Annotated in this window: 16 protein-coding genes and 1 pseudogene; 11 read left to right on the top strand and 6 right to left on the bottom strand. The window is 67.5% G+C overall.

Annotated elements, in window-relative coordinates; translation table 11 throughout:
• Nucleotides 1–110: 110 nt before the first annotated feature.
• Entirely contained in the window at nucleotides 111–803 is a 693-nt protein-coding gene (locus CDN36_RS03150) for a glycine zipper 2TM domain-containing protein (protein WP_287495970.1), read from the bottom strand.
• Nucleotides 804–1,110: 307 nt separating this feature from the next.
• Here CDN36_RS03150 and CDN36_RS03145 point away from each other — a divergent pair, with 307 nt between their 5' ends.
• Nucleotides 1,111–2,373 (top strand): glycosyltransferase family 87 protein, encoded by a 1,263-nt coding sequence (locus CDN36_RS03145; RefSeq protein ID WP_287495969.1) that lies wholly within the window; start codon nucleotides 1,111–1,113, stop codon nucleotides 2,371–2,373.
• A complete protein-coding gene (locus CDN36_RS03140; protein WP_287495968.1) occupies nucleotides 2,354–2,986 on the top strand; it encodes a DUF1444 domain-containing protein in 633 nt (210 codons plus the stop codon). The genes CDN36_RS03145 and CDN36_RS03140 overlap by 20 nt, the downstream gene beginning before the upstream one ends.
• A 128-nt stretch (nucleotides 2,987–3,114) precedes the next feature.
• On the opposite strand, the gene lysS is transcribed toward CDN36_RS03140, so the two are convergent.
• The 3 genes from lysS to prfB all read right to left on the bottom strand — a co-directional run bounded on the left by lysS (nucleotide 3,115) and on the right by prfB (nucleotide 6,281).
• Nucleotides 3,115–4,677 carry a lysine--tRNA ligase gene (gene lysS / locus CDN36_RS03135; protein WP_287495967.1) on the bottom strand — a complete coding sequence of 521 codons (1,563 nt, stop codon included), beginning with the start codon at nucleotides 4,675–4,677 and terminating at the stop codon, nucleotides 3,115–3,117.
• A 16-nt stretch (nucleotides 4,678–4,693) separates the two neighbouring features.
• Complete coding sequence (locus CDN36_RS03130) at nucleotides 4,694–5,173, bottom strand: Ivy family c-type lysozyme inhibitor (RefSeq protein WP_150555009.1); 480 nt, start codon at nucleotides 5,171–5,173, stop codon at nucleotides 4,694–4,696.
• A 3-nt stretch (nucleotides 5,174–5,176) separates the two neighbouring features.
• Nucleotides 5,177–6,281 (bottom strand): peptide chain release factor 2 gene (gene prfB / locus CDN36_RS03125; RefSeq protein WP_174966320.1). Its coding sequence is split into 2 segments (ribosomal slippage): nucleotides 5,177–6,208 and nucleotides 6,210–6,281, totalling 1,104 coding nucleotides; the frame shifts between segments, so codons are not numbered across the junction.
• Between the two features lie 835 nt (nucleotides 6,282–7,116).
• Between prfB and CDN36_RS03120 the strand changes: the two genes are divergently transcribed.
• The 5 genes from CDN36_RS03120 to CDN36_RS03100 all read left to right on the top strand — a co-directional run bounded on the left by CDN36_RS03120 (nucleotide 7,117) and on the right by CDN36_RS03100 (nucleotide 12,645).
• On the top strand, nucleotides 7,117–8,013 hold the full coding sequence (locus CDN36_RS03120; protein WP_287495966.1) for a LysR family transcriptional regulator: 897 nt from the start codon (nucleotides 7,117–7,119) through the stop codon (nucleotides 8,011–8,013).
• A gap of 82 nt (nucleotides 8,014–8,095) precedes the next feature.
• Complete coding sequence (locus CDN36_RS03115) at nucleotides 8,096–9,124, top strand: helix-turn-helix transcriptional regulator (protein WP_287495965.1); 1,029 nt, start codon at nucleotides 8,096–8,098, stop codon at nucleotides 9,122–9,124.
• A gap of 159 nt (nucleotides 9,125–9,283) precedes the next feature.
• Entirely contained in the window at nucleotides 9,284–11,509 is a 2,226-nt protein-coding gene (locus CDN36_RS03110) for a TonB-dependent siderophore receptor (protein WP_287495964.1), read from the top strand.
• Nucleotides 11,510–11,591: 82 nt separating this feature from the next.
• Nucleotides 11,592–12,236 (top strand): hypothetical protein, encoded by a 645-nt coding sequence (locus CDN36_RS03105; protein WP_287495963.1) that lies wholly within the window; start codon nucleotides 11,592–11,594, stop codon nucleotides 12,234–12,236.
• Nucleotides 12,226–12,645: a cupin domain-containing protein gene (locus tag CDN36_RS03100; protein ID WP_287495962.1), complete on the top strand. Its 420-nt coding sequence runs from the start codon at nucleotides 12,226–12,228 to the stop codon at nucleotides 12,643–12,645. The genes CDN36_RS03105 and CDN36_RS03100 overlap by 11 nt, the downstream gene beginning before the upstream one ends.
• Nucleotides 12,646–12,751: 106 nt before the next feature.
• On the opposite strand, the gene recJ is transcribed toward CDN36_RS03100, so the two are convergent.
• Nucleotides 12,752–14,449, bottom strand: coding sequence for a single-stranded-DNA-specific exonuclease RecJ (recJ, locus tag CDN36_RS03095; protein ID WP_287495961.1), 1,698 nt, complete (start codon nucleotides 14,447–14,449; stop codon nucleotides 12,752–12,754).
• Complete coding sequence (locus CDN36_RS03090; RefSeq protein WP_287495960.1) at nucleotides 14,446–15,525, bottom strand: regulator; 1,080 nt, start codon at nucleotides 15,523–15,525, stop codon at nucleotides 14,446–14,448. Before CDN36_RS03090 ends, recJ begins: the two co-directional genes overlap by 4 nt.
• A 171-nt stretch (nucleotides 15,526–15,696) precedes the next feature.
• Between CDN36_RS03090 and CDN36_RS03085 the strand changes: the two genes are divergently transcribed.
• From CDN36_RS03085 to CDN36_RS22505, 4 genes and pseudogenes are all read left to right on the top strand, one after another.
• Nucleotides 15,697–16,950 carry a lipoprotein-releasing ABC transporter permease subunit gene (locus tag CDN36_RS03085; RefSeq protein ID WP_150555019.1) on the top strand — a complete coding sequence of 418 codons (1,254 nt, stop codon included), beginning with the start codon at nucleotides 15,697–15,699 and terminating at the stop codon, nucleotides 16,948–16,950.
• Nucleotides 16,943–17,668, top strand: coding sequence for a lipoprotein-releasing ABC transporter ATP-binding protein LolD (lolD, locus tag CDN36_RS03080; RefSeq protein ID WP_150555020.1), 726 nt, complete (start codon nucleotides 16,943–16,945; stop codon nucleotides 17,666–17,668). The genes CDN36_RS03085 and lolD overlap by 8 nt, the downstream gene beginning before the upstream one ends.
• A 288-nt stretch (nucleotides 17,669–17,956) precedes the next feature.
• Entirely contained in the window at nucleotides 17,957–18,814 is an 858-nt protein-coding gene (locus tag CDN36_RS03075) for a TatD family hydrolase (RefSeq protein WP_287495959.1), read from the top strand.
• 45 nt (nucleotides 18,815–18,859) lie between these two features.
• Nucleotides 18,860–19,867, top strand: a pseudogene (locus CDN36_RS22505) (DUF4131 domain-containing protein); the annotation flags it as partial.
• Between the last annotated feature and the right edge of the window lie 57 nt (nucleotides 19,868–19,924).

Raw genomic sequence — 19,924 nt, 5'->3', positions numbered from 1 at the left:
GAGGCGCCCAACCGTCTCCGCCATGACAAAGGCCGCTCCGATGAGCGGCCTTTGTCCTTTCTGCGATGCCCAGTTTCTGCGATGCCCGTCACGGCCGACGGAATGTCCGGTCATCCGGCACGCACCAGCGCACCGTTCTCGAGGCGAACGCGGTCACCCGGCTGCACGCCTGGTGCGGATTGATACGTCCAGTAGCGCGTCTTGCCGTTGTCCATGCGCACGTAGACGCGGTACGACGTCTCCGAGCGAACGCGCTTCTCGACTTCGTTGCCGGCCAGGCCGCCGCCGAGCGCGCCGACCACCGTCATCGCCGTGCGGCCGTTGCCGGCGCCAAACTGATTGCCGAGCAGACCGCCGGCGACTGCGCCGCCCACCGCGCCGAGGCCGGTGGCCTGCCCCTGTGTACGGATCGGCTCTATCGATTGCACCGTGCCGCAGGTTGAGCAGGCCGCAGCCTGCTGTCGGGCGGGCGTTGCAGGCGCCTGCGCATACGACGGTTGCGGAGCGCGTTGCGCCGGCGCCGGTTGTCGAGCCTCTTGCGGAACCTGCGAAGACTGAGTCGGCTGCGCAACCTGCGGCTGCTGGCCGGATTGCGGCGAGGATTGCCATTCCGATGGCGTAGATTGTGGCGACGTCAGTGCGTACTGCGAGCCACTCGCGCTGGGGGCGGGGCCGTCAGTGCTCTTCGCCGTGGGCAGGACGCCCGTGATGGCGGCGACCCCGAGCAGACTGACGACCACGATGCTGCCGGCGGCGGCAGCGATCAGCGGATGCATGCGGCGCGGTTGCAGATCGTTATCCATATTGTTTTCTCCATCGTGCGGTTGTCGCGAACCCCCCTTCTGCGTGCTGGCAAGGCACGGGCGGCTTCGCATGTGAGAAGTGTCGGCGACGGCACGCGCGGCGACCGTTTCTTTTTGTAACGCGATGTAAGATGTTCGTCGCCGGCAATACCACGAAAGTTGCGGGTGGCGTCGTGTAACGCTTTGAAAATCAACGGTTTTCCTGATATCGAACGGCCGCGCGGAAGTCACGTCCGGCCCAGTGCCTTAACAAATGAAACAAGTCGCGGAGCAGGCGAGAGTGAATCGACAGGCGAGACCCCGCGAAATGCGGCTAACGCCCGCATCGCGCGGCGTTGAGTGCGCGGCGCTCGTCTTGCTGCTGGTCCAGTGGCTCGCGCTGGGCGCATGGGCGGTGAGCTGGCTGGCGGCGGATGGGCGCGGCGGTGAGGGCATGCCGCCGCTCGGTCATGATTTGCGCGTGTTCTGGACGGTCTCCTGGATCACGGAGCAATTCGGCGCGCTCGCCGCTTTCGACCCAACGGTGCTGATTCCCACGCAGCTTCGGTTCTTCCCCGCCTATCCGGAAGCGGGGCGGTGGTTGTATCCGCCACCGTTTCAATGGCTCATTGCGCCGATCTCGCGATTGCCGTATCCGCTCGTCTACGCGTTGTACGTTGCCCTCAGCATCGCGCTACTCGTCGCGGCGGTACGCTACTGGCGGCGTCTGGCCGGTTGGCCATGGCTTGTCGTCGGCGCATTTCCCGGGCTTTGGGTGACGCTGCTCGCGGGACAGAATTCGGTCCTCACGCTGTGGTTGACGACGATGGCGATCACGTATGCGAGCCGCCGCGCCACGCTTGCCGGTGTATGCGGCGGATTGCTCATTATCAAACCGCAGTTCGCGGTGTTGCTGCCGTTGTGGTGGCTTTGCGGCAGGCATTGGCGCGCGCTGACGTGGGCGGCCATCACGGCAGCCATCGTGTTCGGCCTCACGTTGCTATGGTCCGGCTGGACGCTCTGGCAAGCGTTCCTGACGGCGGTATCGCAGTTCAACGCGCAGGGGGTGCAGCAGGGGGCCGGCGGCATCTGGCATGCAATGCCGACCGTGTTCGCGCTGGCGCGTCTGCATGGCGCAGGATTGCCGCTCGCGTATGGGTGGCATGCGGCGATCGCGGCGCCCTCGGTGATCGGCGCGGCGTGGCTGTGGAGGCGACGCGCGCCGCTGCGGTGGCGCGTGGCATCGGCCATGATTGCGACGCTGCTGGCGCAGCCCTACCTGCTGTACTACGAACTGGTCTGGCTCATTGTGCCGCTGCTGTGTTTGTCCTGCGAGGCGGTCGGCGCAGGCGATGCGCACGACGCCAGCCCCGAGGTCGGCGGGCGTCGCGAACCGCGGGGCGGCGCCTGGCAGCGCGTCGATCGTTGGCTGGTTGCCGCGGCATGGCTGTTGCCGATGCAGGCCTACCTCGCCGTACTGTGGCCGCCGATGGGGCAGTGGGGCGCGGTCGTGCTGCCGATGTTGATGGCGCGCACGCTTTGGCGCGCGTGGCAGGCGCCGGACGCGCATAATGACGCTCATCGTCTGTGAACGTCCCGCCATGCTCGACACGCTCCTGCCCCTCGATATGCCGCTCGATGCCGCGGCTCACGCGCATCTCTATCCCTACGTCGTCGAGCGCGCGTGGATTGACGCGCACGACCCGGCGGCCGACGTCAGCGAGCCGTTCTCCGACGACGTCTTCGTTACACTGGTGCTCGATAGTGCACACGGACTGCGGCGTCTGCGGGGGCCGGACCTGGCGGGCGCGGGCCTCACGTTCGAGGCGGCGTTCGAACATGCCGCATCGAATCTCGCGCGTGCGTGGACGGCGCGCCACTTCGAGTTCGGCATCGCGCGGCTCGACGACGGTACGATGATCGGCGGCTCGCGCGGCAACTGGCTCGCGCCCGCCGGCGCACTGGTGCTCGGCAACCTCTATCGTTCGATGGTCGAGCATTTTGGCGTGAAGGAGTTTGCGGCGGTTGCCGTCAACCGCACGTTTCTGGTCGCTTTCCCGACGGACGCGAAGACACTGGCGTCACTGGCGTTGCGCCAGTTGATCGAAGCAGGCTCGGGCGGCGCGATTGTGCCGATTTCACGCGCGTGGTTACGGCTCGATGGCGACTGGCCGTCCGCTTACCGCGGCACGCCGGCTTTCTGACGGGCGCGCTCCGGCGGCTGGTTTCGGAGAGTCTGTGCGCCCGCGCTATGCCGGCGGCGCCCAAAAAAAATGCCGCGGCCCCTGCGGGCTGCGGCATGTTCCGTGCACGCGTCCCAGCGCGTGACCGATCAGTCTTCGCGGCGCAGATGCGGGAAGAGCAGCACGTCGCGAATGTTCGGGCTGTCGGTGAGCAGCATGATCAGGCGATCGATGCCGATACCGCAGCCGCCCGTCGGGGGCATGCCGTACTCGAGCGCGCGAATGTAGTCGGCGTCGTAATACATGGCTTCTTCGTCGCCGGCGTCCTTTTGCTCCACCTGAGCGCGAAAGCGCGCCGCCTGGTCTTCGGGATCGTTCAGCTCGGAGAAGCCGTTGGCGATCTCGCGACCGGTAATGAACAGTTCGAAGCGTTCGGTGATCCCCGGCACGGTGTCCGACGCACGGGCGAGCGGCGAGACTTCCACCGGGTAGTCGACAATGAAGGTCGGCTCCCAGAGCTGGCTCTCGGCCGTTTCTTCGAACAGCGCCAGTTGCAGCGCACCCAGGCCCGCGTTCTTGAACTGCGGCGCATCGACCTTCACGCCGTACTTGCCCAAGGCACCGCGCACGTACTCGATATCGGCGAGTTGGGCGTCGGTGTACTCGGGGGCGTACTTGCGGATCGCCTCGACGATCGTCAGGCGGTGGAACGGCTTGGACAGATCGAGCTCGCGGCCCTGGTATTCGATGGTGGCGGTGCCGCGCGCGTCGACGGCGGCGCGGCGGATCAGCGCTTCGGTGAAGTCCATCAGCCAACGGTAATCCGTGTAAGCCGCGTAGAACTCCATCATCGTGAATTCCGGATTGTGGCGCGGCGAGACGCCCTCATTGCGGAAGTTGCGGTTGATCTCGAACACGCGCTCGAAGCCGCCCACGATCAGGCGCTTGAGGTACAGCTCGGGCGCGATACGCAGATACATCTGCATGTCGAGCGCGTTGTGGTGCGTAATGAACGGCTTGGCGGCCGCACCGCCCGGGATCGGGTGCAGCATCGGCGTTTCGACTTCCATGAAGTCGGCGTCCGTCATGTACTTGCGGATCGAGGCGATCGCCTTGGCGCGCGCGCGGAAGGTGTTGCGCGTCTCCGGCGACGTGATCAGGTCCACGTAACGCTGGCGGTACTTCGTTTCCTGGTCGGCCAGGCCGTGGAACTTGTCCGGCAGCGGGCGCAGCGACTTGGCCAGCAGGCGCAATTCCTTGACCTTGACCGAGAGTTCGCCGGTGCGGGTGCGGAACAGCGTACCGGTCGCGGCGATGATGTCGCCGATGTCCCAGCCCTTGAAGGCGGTCATCGAATCGGCGCCGACGTCGTCGCGGCCGATGAAGAACTGGATCTGGCCGCTGCCGTCCTGCACGGTCGCGAATGCCGCCTTGCCCATCACGCGCTTGAGCATCATGCGACCGGCCACCGACACGGGGATGGGCTCGGCTTCGAGCGCCTCGTTGTCCACGTCCTTGTAGCGCGCCTGCAGATCGCCCGCGTGGTGCTCGGGACGGAAGTCGTTCGGGAACGCCACGCCGCCGGCGCGCAGCGCCTGCAGTTTTTCGCGACGCTCGGCGATGAGCTTGTTGTCGTCCTGCGGCAGGTCGCCGGCCGCATTGGCGGAAGCAGCCGGGGTGGCCGATGCGGCCGGAGTGTTGTGATCGGTCATGATGCGAGCGATGAGGTTATTCGGTAAAACGCAGCGTGTGCAGCAGGGCATTCTTGAGCGAGCCGTCGGGCGCGCCCAGCCAGATCAGTTCGGTGCGATCCTGATGCGGTCCGGCGTTGGCCGTCGCACTCGGGTCTCTCACGAACATCGCCGCGATCGCCTGCGAGCGCGGCTCATACAAAATGTGGACATACTCGCTGGGGCAGTCGTGCGGCTTGCAGCTCTGCACCAGAAGCCAGGGCTTGCCGGCGACGCTCACGCGTTGCGAAGGCGTCGACGTGCCGCCCTGACGCACCCACGAAGGCACCGCGCGCGGCGCGACGATGCGCGCATAAGCGCCCGAGAAGTCCGGGCGCTTGAGCAGCTCATGCAGGTACGGTCCCGTCTCGGGACTCGCGCCCGGTGCGCCCGGCGTACTCGCCGGGGCGGCAACGGCGGCGCGCTGCATGCACAGCGCGCTCACCACCCACACGGCTAGCGTGCGGACAAACGCCATTCCTTACACTCCCTGCTTGAGACTCGCGAAGATGAACTCGTCGAGATCGCCGTCGAGCACGCTGCCCGTATTGCCAATTTCCACGTTGGTGCGCAGGTCCTTGATACGGGAGTTGTCGAGCACGTATGAACGGATCTGGTGGCCCCAGCCCACATCGGTCTTGCTCGACTCGAGCTTGTCCTGTTCGGCCTGGCGCTTGCGCAGCTCATGCTCGTACAGGCGCGACTTGAGCATGGCCCATGCCTCGGCGCGGTTGCGGTGCTGCGAACGGTCGTTCTGGCACTGCACGACGATGCCCGTCGGGATGTGCGTGAGACGCACGGCCGAGTCGGTCTTGTTGATGTGCTGACCGCCGGCGCCCGATGCGCGGTACGTATCGGTACGCACGTCGGCGGGGTTGACTTCGATATCGATGGAGTCGTCGACTTCCGGATACACGAACACGCTCGCGAACGACGTGTGGCGGCCGCCCGACGAGTCGAACGGCGACTTGCGCACGAGGCGGTGCACGCCGGTTTCGGTGCGCAGGAAGCCGTAGGCGTAGTCGCCCGTGACCTTGATCGAGGCGCTCTTGATGCCGGCCACGTCGCCGTCGGAGACTTCGAGCACTTCGGTCTTGAAGCCCTTGCGCTCGCAGTAACGCAGGTACTGGCGCAGCAGCATCGACGCCCAGTCGCACGCTTCCGTGCCGCCGGCGCCGGCCTGGATGTCGATGAAGCAGTTGTTGGGGTCGGCCGGGTTGTTGAACATGCGGCGGAATTCCATCTCGCCGACACGCTTTTCCAGCGCCTGTGCGTCCGCTTCGGTGGCGAGCAGGGTGTCTTCGTCGCCTTCTTCGCGCGCCAGTTCGAACAGGTCCTGCGTGTCGCTGATGTCGCTATCGAGCGAGGTCAGCGTTTCGACGACGCTGTCGAGCGCCTTCTTTTCCTTGCCGAATTCCTGTGCCCGCTTCGGGTCGTTCCAGATGTTCGGGTCTTCGAGTTCCTTGTTGACGACGATCAGGCGAGCTTGCTTGGCATCGAAGTCAAAGATACCCCCTGAGCTCGCCGGCGCGGGTGCGCAGGTCGGCGAGCAGGGATTCGATGGCGTTCAGGCGTTGGGCTTCCATGAGCTATGACGGTTGCGAATTCGGGAAAACAGCGATTATAGCGCAGCGAAGCCCCCGTTTAAGTTCCCGTTCAAGCCCCCGCTCGCCCACTTTTCGGGCGGCTTTCGGCGACTTTCGGACGGGACTCGGGCACAGCGGCGAAGCGGAGGCGGTAAGGGAGCGATGAAGGGGCGATGAGGGAACGAGGAGGGAACGAGGAGGGAACGAGGAGGGAACGAGGAGGGAACGAGGAGGGAACGAGGAGGGAACGAGGAGGGGGGGGGAGGCCCTCAGCGGGCGACGCGGCGCAGGCCGAACGCGTCGCGGGGTGTAACCGATGTCGGCGAGCGAGGTGTCGTCGAACGCGGCGAGTGCTTCGGCCTGCAGCGTCTGCTCGTAGTGCATGCGCCACTGCTCGACGGCGCGAAAGAACAGGCCGAGCGGCGTCACCGGTGCGGCAATCACCGGAGCGCAGGCGTCGAGGTTGGCGGCGGACAGAGGGCGGAGCATGAGGATCTTCCTTTGTGAAAAACGCACGGAAACGCACGGAAACGCACGGAAACGCACGGAAACGCACGGAAACGCACGGAAACGCACGGAAACGCACGGGGCGTCGTACCGCGACAGGCCGAAGGCCAAAATTCGCGGGCTCGCGCGACCTAGGGGTAACCCGCAGCTTATGCCTTTCCTTTTCGCTAAAAAAGTGAAATGTAAAGAGCATTCCGTTCATTATTATTGAAGTGATGCGTGGACTCGCATACCATGCGCGACATCGTCGGGCGCGGTGCCTCACGTCGTCGCGCTCGGCCCGCCCCTCGCTTGCCTGTTCCACGCGCCGCGGCGCCGGGAGATCCTCATGGACTTTCTGCAACTTCAGACCTTCAAGGCCATCGTCGACGAGGGCAGCGTGCTGCGGGCGGCCGAGGCGCTGCATTGCGTGCAGTCGAACGTCACGGCGCGCATTCGGGCGCTCGAGCACACGGTGGGCGTCAAGCTGTTCCATCGGCAGGGGCGGCGCCTGCAACTCACGCCGAGCGGGCGAACGCTGCTCGGTTACGCGGAGCGCATCCTGGCGCTCTCGCGCGAGGCCAGTGCCGCGCTCAATCCGGCCAACGAACCGGCGGGCGATTTCTCGCTCGGCGCCATCGAGTCGTCGGCCACGTCGCGCCTGCCGGCCGTACTGGCGCGCTTTCACGCGGCGTACCCGAAGGTGAGACTCAACCTGGTGACCGACACGTCGCTCAATCTGCTCGACGAGATTCAGCATGGGCGCGTGGACGCCGCGCTGATCGCGGGCACGGCGTGTCAGGAAGCGCAGGCGCAGGCGAGCGTGGTGGCCGACGAGATCTATCGCGAGCCGGTGATGCTCGTGGCGCCGGCGCGCGCCGGCCGGCTCAAGGGCGCTTCGGATCTGTCGGGTGCGACGCTGCTCATGTGGCCGCCCGGATGCCCGTACCGGGCGACGCTCGAGCAGTGGCTGGCCGCGAATGCCGTCACGCCGGGACGCATTCTCAGCTACGGCAGCTACGCGACCATCGTGGCGTGCGTGGGAGCGGGCGTGGGTTATTCGCTTGTACCGCGCGGCGTTTATCTGCGCTATCGGCAGGAGGCGAATCTCCTCGGCCACGAGATGGAGGACCTGCCCGCCGTGCCGAACTTCTTCGTGCGCCACCGCGGTGTGGACGTCCATCCGGCGCGCGAAGCCTTCCTGCGGGTGATGCGCGAGTATGTGGCGCAGGGGCAGCCTGTCTGAGAGAGGCGGCCCCGGCCTCGCCATTGCGTGATTCAGCACTCAAATGATAATGTGTCTCATTAACATTCAAGTGGGGCATGGCATGTCGGGACCTTGGCGTCACGAAATCGATCTCGAGGGGCTGTCCCTGGCGCGTGGCGTGCAGTTGGCGCAGGCGGGGCAGAGGACGAGGGAGCCGCTCGCGGCCGGCGACATCAAGATCGTATTTCTGCTCGAAGGCGCGTTGCATTGGGGCGCTGCCGGTACGCCGCTGATGCCGGCCTGGCCAGGCAGTGTCAACGTGTGCTTCGGCCCGAGCGGCTTCGACATCGAGAACGTTTACGGCGAAGCGCGCTCACTGCGCTACTGCGGGGTTCGCTTGTCCGCGCAGTATCTGCAGGCCACAAGCGGGCTGGACGCGCATGCGCTGGTTCGTCGCTGGCGTCACGCGGCGCACCATCCTCGGCCGCTCGCCCCCGCTCGCGTGGCAGGCGACTGGTCGGAAAATACCGCGGTGCTCTCGCGTGCCATGAGCGCGGACGAATGGCGTTGGGCAAGCGCAATGGCGTCGCAAGCGAATGGCGAGTGCGACGGCGCCGACCCGGCGTGGCAGCGTCTGGCGCTCGTGGCGCAGACGTTCGACGCGCTGGCGCGATGCGCTGCCTACATACCGGGCGCGCCGGGTGCGCTGGATGTGTCGCAAGACGCGCCGGCCTCGGTCGCCCGCGAGGGCGCGATGGCGCACCGCCCGTCCGGCGCGTTGGCGCCAACCGCATCGCAGTCGCACCGTGCGCGAGTGACGCGGCGCGCCGTGCTGGCCGCGCGCGACGTGCTCGACGCGCGTTTGCAGGCGCCGCCTTCGTTGCCGGAACTGGCGCGGGAAGTCGGCATCAACGTCAACAAGCTGTGCGCCGGTTTTCGCGAACATCTCGGCGTGAGCGTGCAAGGCTACGTGCGCGAGCGGCGGCTCACGATGGCATACGAGCTGCTGAGCGTGCGGCGCATCAGCGTGGGAGAGGCGGCGTGGCGCTGCGGCTACACCGATTCCCACTTCGCGAAAGTCTTCCGCGCCCGTTTCGGCATGTTGCCGAACGTGCTGTCGCGCGAGGGGGCGGACACGGCATGGCCGTGAAGTGACGAAGCGACGAAGTGACGAAGCGACGAAGCGACGAAGCGGCCAGCGGCGCCATTTCGTGATGCGATCGCCAGCCTTGGTGATGCAAACGCGAGTGCGCGCGACGCGCGAGCGGCACGATGACGAGATCGACTATTCATCTCGTTGCTGTTGCCGATGTCTTTCAAAAATCCCGTTCCACCCGATGCCGTTTCCATCGGCGCGCCAGCGCATGGCGCGCGGCGGCGCGCGGTGGCGCTCGCGGCCGCGGCGTTCGTGACCGGTGCGGCGGCGCTGCCGGCATTGGCGCAAACGTCCGCGCCGCTGCCGCCATCGCCCGAATCGGCGCAGACCGCGCCTGTCCCCGACGGCGTGCCGGCGAACGTGCTGCCGATCACGCAGGTGAGCGCGGCCACCGAACGCGATCCGGCGGCGCAGGGCTCCGTGCTGGGCAGAATCGCGCCATCGGTGCGCGATATTCCCCAGACGGTCACGGTGGTCGACGACGAGACCATGGCCCAACAGGGCGCCCATACGATCGAAGACGTGCTGCAGAACGTGCCCGGTATCACGGTGCAGCCGTATGTGCTGCTCACCACCGCGTTCTATTCGCGCGGCTTCAAGCTCGACGCCTTCGAGCAGGACGGTGTGCCGGTCCTGATGGCCAACACCGCGGCAGGGCCGCAGGACATGACGCCCTACGAGCGCGTCGAGATCATCCGCGGCTCGGCAGGCCTCTTCCATGGCACGGGCAATCCCGCCGGGCTGGTGAACCTCGTGCACAAGCGCCCCGGCGCGAGCCCCAAGGCTTCGGCGGCCGTCACGCTCGGCAGTTGGGACCGCTATCGGGAAGAGGTCGACATCGGCGGCCCGGTCAACGCCGGCGGTTCGCTGCGTGCCCGGGTGGCGGTGTCCGACGAGCGTCAGCGCATGTACTACGACGTCGGCCGTCAGCACGCCACGACCCTCTATGGCGTGGCCGAGGCCGACCTTACCTCGACGACGATGCTGCGGGCGGGCATGCAACATCAACGCACGACCTCAACGCCCAATCTTGCCGGCGTACCGTTCTCGACCAAGGGCGATGATCTGCATCTGCCCCGCTCGACGTTTCTCGGCTCGTCGTGGGACACGTTCGACTGGACGGAAACGCGCGTGTTCGGCACGCTCGAGCAGCAGCTCGGTCACGGCTGGGCCGCGAAACTCTCCGCGAACTATCTCGACGCCGGCGGCGACCTGAAGTACGGCGTGGCGTTCGGCGCAATCGATTCAGTCACGGGGGCCGGCAGCCAGCTGACCGGCGCGGCCTATCGTTTCGACAACACGCAGACGGGCGTGGACGTGCAGCTCGACGGCCCCGTGCGGTGGTTCGGCCGCGAGCACCATCTGCTGTTCGGCCTGCAACGGCTCGAAGCCACTTCGCAGCAACGCAGTGCCTCGCTGGTCCCCCCGGTCAACGGCACGCCCGTGGACATCTTCCGGTGGGACCCGAATCGCGTGCCCGAGCCCGGCACAGGGCCGTTGTCGAGCGTCACGCCAACCCGCACCGTGCAGAACGGCGCCTACGCGATGGGCCGGATCCGGCTCGCCAGGCCGCTCACCGTCGTGCTCGGCGCGCGCGTGTCCTGGTGGGACCAGCACGCGCCGGCGAGCGCCTATCGCACCGGCGCGAAGGCGACGCCTTATGCCGGTGCAGTATTCGACCTGAACGAGCACTGGTCACTTTATGCGAGCTATGCCGACATCTTCCAGCCGCAGACGGTGCTCGACGCGGGCAACAACCTGCTCAAACCGATCACCGGCGAGAGCTACGAAGCCGGCGTCAAGGGGCAGTTGTTCGACGCGGCGATGGACGTATCGCTCGCCGTGTTCCGCATTCGTCAGAAGAACCGTGCGCAGACCGATCCGAGCGTGCCGTGCATGGGCACCACGTGTCGCTACCTCGCCTCGGGCGAGGTGCAGAGCCAGGGCGTGGAAATGCAGGCCAACGGCCGGATCACGGACGCCTGGAGCGTGTCTGCCGGCTACACCTTCAACACCACGAAGTACCTCGCGGACGCCACGATGCAGGGGCAGTCGTTCGCCGACTTCACGCCGCGTCACCTGCTGCGCGTGTGGACGAACTATGCGTTGCCGTTCGATGCGCGGCGCTGGAGCGTGGGCGGCGGTGTCGACGTGCAGAGCGAGACCTCGGCGACGTCCAACGGTATCCGACTGCGGCAAGGCGGCTACGCGATCGTCAATCTGCGCGCGGGATATCGCTACAGCCCGCGCGTCTCGGCCGCGCTCAATCTGAACAACGTATTCGATCGCCGCTATTACCAGAGTCTGTCGAACGCCGCCTGGAACAACCATTACGGTGCGCCGCGCAGCGTGATGCTGACGTTGCGCGCCGATTACTGAGCCCCCTGCCGGGCGTGCACGGCAGGGCGATGCGCCCGGTAGCACCGCTCGGCACATTCTCCAACCTGACAGGAGTCAATCCGTGAAAAAAATGGCAATGCCCCCGCGAACGATGCGTGCGGCGCGGCTGGCGGCAGCCGCGGCCTTCGCCGCTGCGCTGAGTGCTTCCTTCGCTCATGCGCAGACCCCGGCCCCGTCTGCCGTGCCTGCCGCGCTCACCTCGGCGCCCGACATGCCGAAACTCTGCACGAGCGCGCCGACGGCAGCGGTGCTGCGCGGCACTTACCGCCTCGAGGCCGAAGGGCCGCTGCCGATCGAACTCGTACTCGTCCCGCACGACAGCGCCTCGACACGCTTGTTCGACATCACGGGACTCGTTTCGGAAGGCGCGCATCGCTTCGGGGTGTCCGGCATGGCGTACTGCCCGGGCGAAGACGATCACACGCTGGTCTTCGACATGACCATGAGCGGAGGCTTTCACGATGCGCCGGTCGATGACGAGCTGCGTCGCGCCTGGCCGCCGGGCAAGGCGCCGCAGCGGGCGAGTTCGGCCGGCACGAGCGTGGTGCATGCACAGGTGTCGCTCGTGACGATGCAGGGCTGGGCGCAGGCAATGCGCACGATCGTACTTACCGGGCAGCGGGTGATGGGTCCGCGTCACGTATCGGCATCGCTCGCGTTCGACAGCGTCGCTGCGAGTCGCGCTGAGGCCGCTCATGACCGCTGACGAGGGCAGCCTGCCCGACGGGGACCGTGCCGAACGCGTGCCATGGACGTGCGAGCCCGGGCGAGGCGCGATGCTCGGCCTCCACGGCGAGACGATCGCGCCGCTCGCCGGGCCAGGGGACGCGCTTCGCATGATCGGCCTGTTCGATGCGCCGGACGATGCGTCGGTGCATGCCCACGTGTGGGAGTGTCACGACGCGGGCGACGAACTGTTGATGGTGGCGCGGGGCCGGCTGGCGCTCGACTTCGTGGATGCGACTGGCGCTGTGCGCACGCTCGAGATCACCGCGCCGTGTCTGGCGGTGGTGCCGTCCCGATGCTGGCATCGTCTGCGAGTGCTCGCGCCGGCAGTGCTCGCGTTCGTCACCCCCATGGGACGCACCCGGCGTTCGGCGCAGCCATTGGGCTGAGGGCGGAGCGCACGCGCGGATGCGGTGGCCGCAATGGCCGCAATCGCCGCAGTAGGCGCGGTGGCAGCGATGTGGTCCGGAGGGCCCCTGGCCGCGACCGCGCCGGTCAGCCCTGTGCGTGCTCGACGATCATCTGCACGCGCGACACGCCGTTGAAGGTGTCGGCGGCCAGCCGGTAGGCGAACCGCGCGCGGCTGGGCAGCGTGTCGGCGTGGTTGAACCAGATGGCGTTATAACGCATGCGTCCGCGCCCGAGCTGCAACTTCAGGTGCTTGTCCTTGAGGATCGCTTGCGAGAGCACGTCGAACTCGCCGGAGAATACGGGCGGCGGGAAGCCCTGACCCCAGACCTGCGCATCGAGCAGCGCCACGAAGGGCGGCGCGAAGCAGTCGTCGCCAATGTCACCGTCGGTCTCGATCACGCGCGAGAGCGCCTTCTCGTCGAGCCATTCCTGCCCGACCGCCTCGAAGGCCGCCTGGAACCGGGGCAAGGCGTCGGCGGCGATCGTGAGGCCCGCCGCCATGGCATGGCCGCCGAACTTGGCGATCAATCCCGGCTCCCGCTTGGTGACGAGATCGAGCGCGTCGCGCATGTGAAAGCCCGGAATCGAACGGCCGGAGCCCTTGATCAAACCATCGTCGCCCGGCGCGAACACGATGGTCGGGCGGTAGAACTTCTCCTTCAGGCGCGCCGCCACGATGCCGATCACGCCCTGATGCCACGTCTCGTTGAACGCGCACAGCGTGGTCGCGGCGCGCGGATCGAAGCGTGCGAGATCGGCCAGCGCTTCTTGCTGCATGCCCGCTTCGATTTCGCGTCGCTCGCGATTCATGGCGTCGAGCTCCTGGGCGAGCGTCCAGGCGCGCGCATCGTCGTCGGTGAGCAGACACTCGATGCCGAGCGACATGTCGGCAAGGCGTCCGGCGGCATTCAGGCGCGGGCCGAGCCCGAAGCCCAGGTCGAAGCTGCCGGCCTGTCGCGCGTTGCGGGCCGCCGCGCGAAAGAGGGCGTTGATGCCCGGGTGCATGCGGCCGGCGCGCATGCGCGCGAGTCCCTGCGCCACGAGAATGCGATTGTTGGCGTCGAGCTTCACCACATCGGCCACGGTGCCGAGCGCGACGAGATCGAGCAGCGTGTCGAGCCGCGGCTGCTCGCGTGCGTCGAACGCGCCGCGCTGGCGCAGTTCCGCGCGCAGCGCGAGCAGTACGTAGAACATGACGCCCACACCCGCGAGGTGCTTGCTCGGGAATTCGCAGCCGGGCTGGTTCGGATTGACGATGCAGCGCGCGTTGGGCAACTCGCTGCCCGGCAAGTGGTGGTCGGTGACGACGACCTCGATGCCGAGCGCCTGCGCCGCGGCCACGCCGTCGAGGCTGGCGATGCCGTTGTCGACCGTGATCAGCACGTCGGGCGGCCCCTGCTTGCCGCGCGCGGCGAGCGCCACGATCTCGGGCGTGAGGCCATAGCCGTACTCGAAGCGATTGGGCACGAGATAGTCGACCCTGGCGCCGAACATGCGCAGACCGCGAACGGCGACGGCGCAGGCCGTGGCGCCGTCGCAGTCGTAGTCGGCCACGACCAGCATGCGCTTGCCCGCGGCGATGGCGTCGGCGAGAAACGCGGCGGCTTCTTGCGCGCCTTTGAGCTGCGTGGGCGGAATGAGTCGCCCGAGCGCCGTTTCGGTCTGCGCGCTGGCGGCCACGCCGCGCGCGGCGAACAGGCGTGCGAGCACCGGATGGACGCCGTCGCGCGCGAGGGCATCGGCCGCGGCGTCGTCGACGTGACGCGTGACAATGTCGGTCATGCCGCTTCCTCGCCAAGCCGGGCGAGCGGCACCATGCGCGCCGCGAGCGGCTGGCGCCGCCAGAACTTGCGCAGGTCGCCGCCGCGCATGCGGATCGTCACGCTGTGGCTGTCGCCGCACAGCGTGACGGCGACCTCGCGAGTGCGACCCTTGGCGACGCCTTCGAGCGCCGGCGCGAGCCATTGACGCTCGATGCCGACGAGGGTGTCGCGCCAGCGGGCCCAGTCTTCGGTCAGGAAGTGCGGCGTGAGGCCGTCGAGTTGCACGAGCGTGCGGCCGTTGGCCGCCCCGAGGCCCGCGCTGCTCGGATGCAGGGCGATTTGCAGATGGGTCGCCAGGCCCCGCGTGGCCGGAGCGTCCGCAATGATGCTCACGCAGGGGCGGTTCAGACGCGGCGCCGCAATGCGCTGGCCGCCGGCGAACAGCCAGAGGGCGTTGACGGGGGGCAGGCGCCGCGCTTCGCGCGCCTGGTTGGCGGGATGGTCGTACCACGCCATCTGCACCTCGTTCTGCCACTTGCGCCACGTCAGCTCGGCCTTGCCCTGCGGCAACCAGATATCGACGTTGCGTCCGGCCGCGCGTGCGGGCGACGCCGTGAGCAAGTCGCCCAGCGTCGGCGTGCTCAGATACCAGCGATCGGCGCGCGGCGCGATCAGCTCCGCGCCTTCTTCCGCGAACAGGGCATGGGCGGTGGCGAAGAGCGCGGCCGATTCTTCGTGACTCAGGGCGAGCTCGGCCGGGTCCGTGAGCACCAGATGGTCGGTTGCGATGTGGATATGCGCGGGCTGCGCGCAGTACCAGAAACGCGTGTCGAGCGTGCCGCTGTCTTCGAGCAGCATGAACGGCGCGAGCGGTGCGCGCTCGGGCCCGCCGGGCAGCCCGAAGGCGTCGGCGAGCCAGCGCTCATGAGGCAGGGTGGGGACGAACGGGTCTTCGGGCACGTCCTGCGCGGACGGGAGGCCGCGCGCGAGCAACTTTTCGAGCGCGGGCAACTCCAAACCGGCCAGAAGTGCGGGCAAGTGGGCCGACGCGGGCAGCGCGAACGGCAAAAGAAAGTGCAGGGCAGGTGTATCCATGTCGAGGCGAATTGTATGGCAAACTTCGCGCTGGCAGTTGGGTGACCCTGACGTCAGGTACGGAACGTACCCGTGCTTCGGCTGCGGCGGCCTTGCCTGTCCGGGCGGGGCCGCCGGTGCACACCGGCCCGGTACGCTCCGATCGATCCCTATCAAGAATCAGGAATCCGTTTGAAATTCCCATACGAATGGCAGATCGGCTGGCGCTACACGCGCACCGGCAAGCGATCCTCCGGCAACGGTTTCATTTCCTTCATCTCGTTCATCTCCATGGCCGGCATCGCGCTGGGCGTGGCGGCGCTCATCGTGGTGCTCTCGGTGATGAACGGCTTCCAGAAGGAAGTGCGCGACCGCATGCTCTCCGTGCTCGCGCACATCGAAGTCTTCGCGGTCGACGGCAACCTGCCCGACTGGCAGCGCACCGCCGCCGAAGCCATGCAGAACAAGAGCGTGATCGCCGCGGCCCCCTATGTGGGCGAGCAGGCCATGCTCACGCGCGACGACAACGTGCGCGGCGTGGTGCTGCGCGGCATCGTCCCGAGCGAGGAAGCGAAAGTGTCCGATCTTGGCAAGCAGATCACCGAGGGTACGCTCGCGAATCTGACGCCGGGCAGCTTCGGCATCGTGCTCGGACGCGAGCTGGCGCGCTCGCTCGGCGTGAGCATCGGCGACAGGATCACGCTCGTCGCGCCGCAAGGCACCATCACGCCGGCAGGCGTGCTGCCCCGGGTCAAGCAGTTCACCGTGGTGGCGATCTTCACGGCCGGCCATTACGAGTACGACAGTTCGCTCGCGCTCATCGACCTGCAGGACGCCGAGACGCTGTTTCGCCTGAGCGGGCCGACGGGCGTGCGTCTGAAGATCCAGGACATGGAGCAGGCGCCGCTCGTGGCGCGGGAACTGGCCAGGACGCTGTCCGGCAACATGTGGGTGCGAGACTGGACGCAGCAGAACAAGAACTGGTTCGTGGCCGTGCAGACCGAGAAGCGCATGATGTTCATCATCCTGACGCTGATCATTGCGGTGGCGGCGTTCAATCTGGTGTCTTCGCTCGTGATGACGGTCACCGACAAGTACGCGGACATTGCCATTTTGCGCACGCTCGGCGCCCAGCCCGGTTCGATCATGAAGATCTTCATCGTGCAGGGCGTGACGATCGGCTTTGCCGGGGCGTTGCTCGGCGTGGGCCTCGGCTGTCTGATCTCGGTCAATATCGGCACCATCGTGCCATTCATCGAACGCTTGCTCGGCATTCATTTCCTGCCGCAAGACATCTACTTCATTTCCGAATTGCCTTCGGATCTGCAATCGTCGGACGTGATCCGCATCGGGGTGATTTCGTTCATCCTCTCGGCGCTGGCCACGATCTACCCGAGCTGGCGCGCCTCGCGCGTCAAACCGGCGGAGGCGCTGCGCTATGAGTGACACTCACAAGACCCTGAACCCCGTGCCGAACCTCGCCTACGACGGGCCGGTGCTGCGCGCGCGCGATCTGCACAAGACGTTCCGTCAGGGCCAGCTCAACGTGACTGTGCTCAACGGCGCCAGTCTCGAGGTGGCGCCTGGCGAGAAGGTGGCGATCGTGGGAGCTTCGGGCTCCGGCAAGAGCACACTGCTGCATGTGCTGGGCGGGCTGGACGATCCCTCGCGCGGCGAGGTGTCGCTGCTGGGCAAGCCGTTCTCGTCGCTCAAGGAGCGTGAGAAGACGGCGCAGCGCAATCAGTCGCTCGGCTTCGTCTACCAGTTCCATCATCTGCTGCCGGAGTTCTCGGCGCTCGACAACGTGGCGATGCCACTGCGCATTCGCCGCCTGCCGACCGAGCAGACGCGATCGGCGGCGCTGGCGATGCTCGAGCGCGTGGGGCTCGCGTCGCGCGTGAAGCACCGTCCGGCGGAACTGTCGGGCGGCGAGCGCCAGCGCGTGGCGATGGCGCGCGCGCTGGTGACGCAACCGGCCTGCGTGCTCGCCGACGAGCCGACGGGCAACCTCGACGGACATACGGCGCAGACTGTCTTCGAGCTCATGCTCGAACTGTCCGAGACACTGCGCACGAGCTTCGTGATCGTCACGCATGACATCGATCTCGCTCGTCGATGCGACCGCGCGCTGCGGCTGCGCGAAGGAAAGCTCGAGCCGGCGTGAGCGCAGGCGTGCGGCGACCTGAGCAGTCTCGTGCCGCCCGTCGGGGGCCAAGGGGAAGACGCAGGGAAAATGCAGCGAAAATGCAGCGAAAATGCAGGGAAAACACAGGGAAAAGCGCCGGGAAGTCCCGGCGTTTTTCGTTGCAGGTGCGGCACCCCTGCGGCATCCGTGCCGCATCCGTTTCGGCAAAGTCCTAGCCCCTGACGCGGTGTTGTCCGATAGCCCGCGCAACGACGATGTGCGAGCCTTGTCATCGCCCCGTAGAATTGACGCTCAAGGACATCAGCCATGTGGATCGACACCCATTGCCATCTCGACGCCGCCGAGTTCGACGCTGACCGCGCGGCCGTGATTGCCGACGCCGTGGCAGGCGGCGTGGCCGGCCTCGTCGTGCCCGCTGTCGAGTGCGCGACGTTCGACGGCGCACGCGCGGCCGCCGGCGCCATTGCCGGCGGCGCCTACGCGCTGGGCATACATCCGCTCTATACGCCGCGCGCTCGCGACGAGGACATTGCCACGCTGCGACGGGCCGTCGAGGCCGCGATGGACGATCCGCGCTTCGTTGGTATCGGGGAGATCGGGCTGGACTTTTTCGTGAAGACGCTTGACCCCGAGCGCCAGCAGTTCTTCTACGTCGAGCAGTTGAAGATTGCGCGCGATTTCGATTTGCCGGTCATTCTGCACGTGCGCCGCTCGCAGGATGCCCTGCTCAAGCAACTGCGCATCTTCACGCCGCGCGGGGGCATTGCCCACGCGTTCAACGGCAGTCGGCAGCAGGCGGACATGTTCGTCGAGCGGGGCTTCTGTCTCGGCTTCGGCGGACAGATGACGTTCGAGCGGGCCCTGCAGATCCGGCGCCTGGCTGTCGACATGCCGATCGATGCACTGGTGGTCGAGACCGACGCCCCCGACATCGCCCCCGAATGGCGCTACAAGCAGCGCAACAGCCCGGCCGAATTGCCGCGCATCGCGCGCGTGCTTGCCGGGTTGCGCGGTATCTCGGCCGAAGCGCTCTCGCAGGCGACCTGCGCCAATGCGCTGCGCGTGCTGCCGAGGTTGTCGGGCGCGATGGCGATGACGCCGGGCGACGGGCCGGCGTCTGCCGTTTCTCTGTTTTCCCCGAAACCAGCCCCGCCGGCGCGCTGACGCTGCGGCGTTGCGCGAATCGCGAAACTGTGACGCGGTGACGTCATGAGACTCGTGCTGCTCGCCTGGGTTGCGGGCGTCTGGTGGCTTCAACAGGCGGCGGTGCTGCCGTCCGGTCGGTGGCTGGCGGTGGTGTTGGGGGCGGGGGGCGGCGCTTGTGCCGCCATCGGCGTGGTGGCGGCGTGGATGGCGTGGACAGCATCCAGGGCGCCCGGCGTTCCGAATGTGCGGAATGCGCAGGCCGTGCAGGACATGCGGAAAGGGCGGAATGCGGGGGCCGTGGCGGCGCCGTGGGCAGCAGGCGGGGCAGTTGGCGGGGCAGTTGGCGGGGCAGCTGGGGCAGTGGGGGTGGGCTCCGGCCAGGCGCGCGAATTCGGCGATTCGCCAGGGGCTCGCCGCATCGGGGAGTGCGGCCCGTCAGACGCGCGCGCGGCGCGCACCGCGTCCGGCGCGAACTCTGCCGCGGCCCGATCGCGCAGATGGCGTTTCGTTGCGATAGCCGCACTTGCGGCGTGCGCCGGGTTATTCGGCTACGGCTGGGCGGCGTTGCGCGCTGACGCGCGAATGGGCGATCGGCTGCCGGCCGAATGGGAGGGGCGAGACGTAATGGTCGTTGGCGTCGTTGCCGGACTGCCGGCATCGACTGACGATGGGGTTCGGTTCGCCTTCGACGTCGAACACGCATATGCCGTGCAGGCGGGATGTGCGCTCACGCGGGCGGAACCCGGGGCGCCGGCGGCATCAGGTGTGCGCCAGGCACACGGGCGCTTCGCCTGTGAGTCCGTGCCAGTGCCGAGGCGGATCGAACTTTCGTGGGCCGCGCAGTCGAGGTTCGGCACGGGCAGCGGGGGCGGCAGGGGCAGCAGGGGCAGCGGGGGCGGCAGGGGCAGCGGAGACAGCAGGGGCGAGGAGAACGAAGCTGCCGCGCCTCGTGCCGGCGAGCGCTGGCGCTTGCCCGTGCGGCTCAAGATCCCGCGCGGTGTCGCCAACTGGGGCGGTGCGGACGCCGAATTGACGGCGCTCGTCAAAGGCGTTCGGGCCACCGGATATGTCCGGACGCCTTCCCGTGCGCCACACGCGTCACGTGCGACGCACACATCTCGCGCGCGG

Source organism: Pandoraea sp. CB10b_02 (genome assembly GCF_002216225.1).
GTDB lineage: Bacteria > Pseudomonadota > Gammaproteobacteria > Burkholderiales > Burkholderiaceae > Pandoraea > Pandoraea nosoerga.
The sequence above is the reverse complement of the archived record's forward strand: the minus strand, read 5'-3'. Positions and strand labels throughout refer to the sequence as shown.

Bases quoted from the DNA above. Each gene is read 5' to 3' on its own strand.
- CDN36_RS03130 (WP_150555009.1), bottom strand. From the start codon at position 5,173: ATGGCGTTTGTCCGCACGCTAGCCGTGTGGGTGGTGAGCGCGCTGTGC.
- CDN36_RS03145 (WP_287495969.1), top strand. From the start codon at position 1,111: ATGCGGCTAACGCCCGCATCGCGCGGCGTTGAGTGCGCGGCGCTCGTC.
- CDN36_RS03090 (WP_287495960.1), bottom strand. From the start codon at position 15,525: ATGGATACACCTGCCCTGCACTTTCTTTTGCCGTTCGCGCTGCCCGCG.
- lolD (WP_150555020.1), top strand. From the start codon at position 16,943: ATGAGTGACACTCACAAGACCCTGAACCCCGTGCCGAACCTCGCCTAC.
- CDN36_RS03150 (WP_287495970.1), bottom strand. From the start codon at position 803: ATGGATAACGATCTGCAACCGCGCCGCATGCATCCGCTGATCGCTGCC.
- CDN36_RS03110 (WP_287495964.1), top strand. From the start codon at position 9,284: ATGTCTTTCAAAAATCCCGTTCCACCCGATGCCGTTTCCATCGGCGCG.
- recJ (WP_287495961.1), bottom strand. From the start codon at position 14,449: ATGACCGACATTGTCACGCGTCACGTCGACGACGCCGCGGCCGATGCC.
- CDN36_RS03115 (WP_287495965.1), top strand. From the start codon at position 8,096: ATGTCGGGACCTTGGCGTCACGAAATCGATCTCGAGGGGCTGTCCCTG.
- lysS (WP_287495967.1), bottom strand. From the start codon at position 4,677: ATGACCGATCACAACACTCCGGCCGCATCGGCCACCCCGGCTGCTTCC.
- CDN36_RS03140 (WP_287495968.1), top strand. From the start codon at position 2,354: ATGACGCTCATCGTCTGTGAACGTCCCGCCATGCTCGACACGCTCCTG.
- CDN36_RS03075 (WP_287495959.1), top strand. From the start codon at position 17,957: ATGTGGATCGACACCCATTGCCATCTCGACGCCGCCGAGTTCGACGCT.
- CDN36_RS03100 (WP_287495962.1), top strand. From the start codon at position 12,226: ATGACCGCTGACGAGGGCAGCCTGCCCGACGGGGACCGTGCCGAACGC.
- CDN36_RS03120 (WP_287495966.1), top strand. From the start codon at position 7,117: ATGGACTTTCTGCAACTTCAGACCTTCAAGGCCATCGTCGACGAGGGC.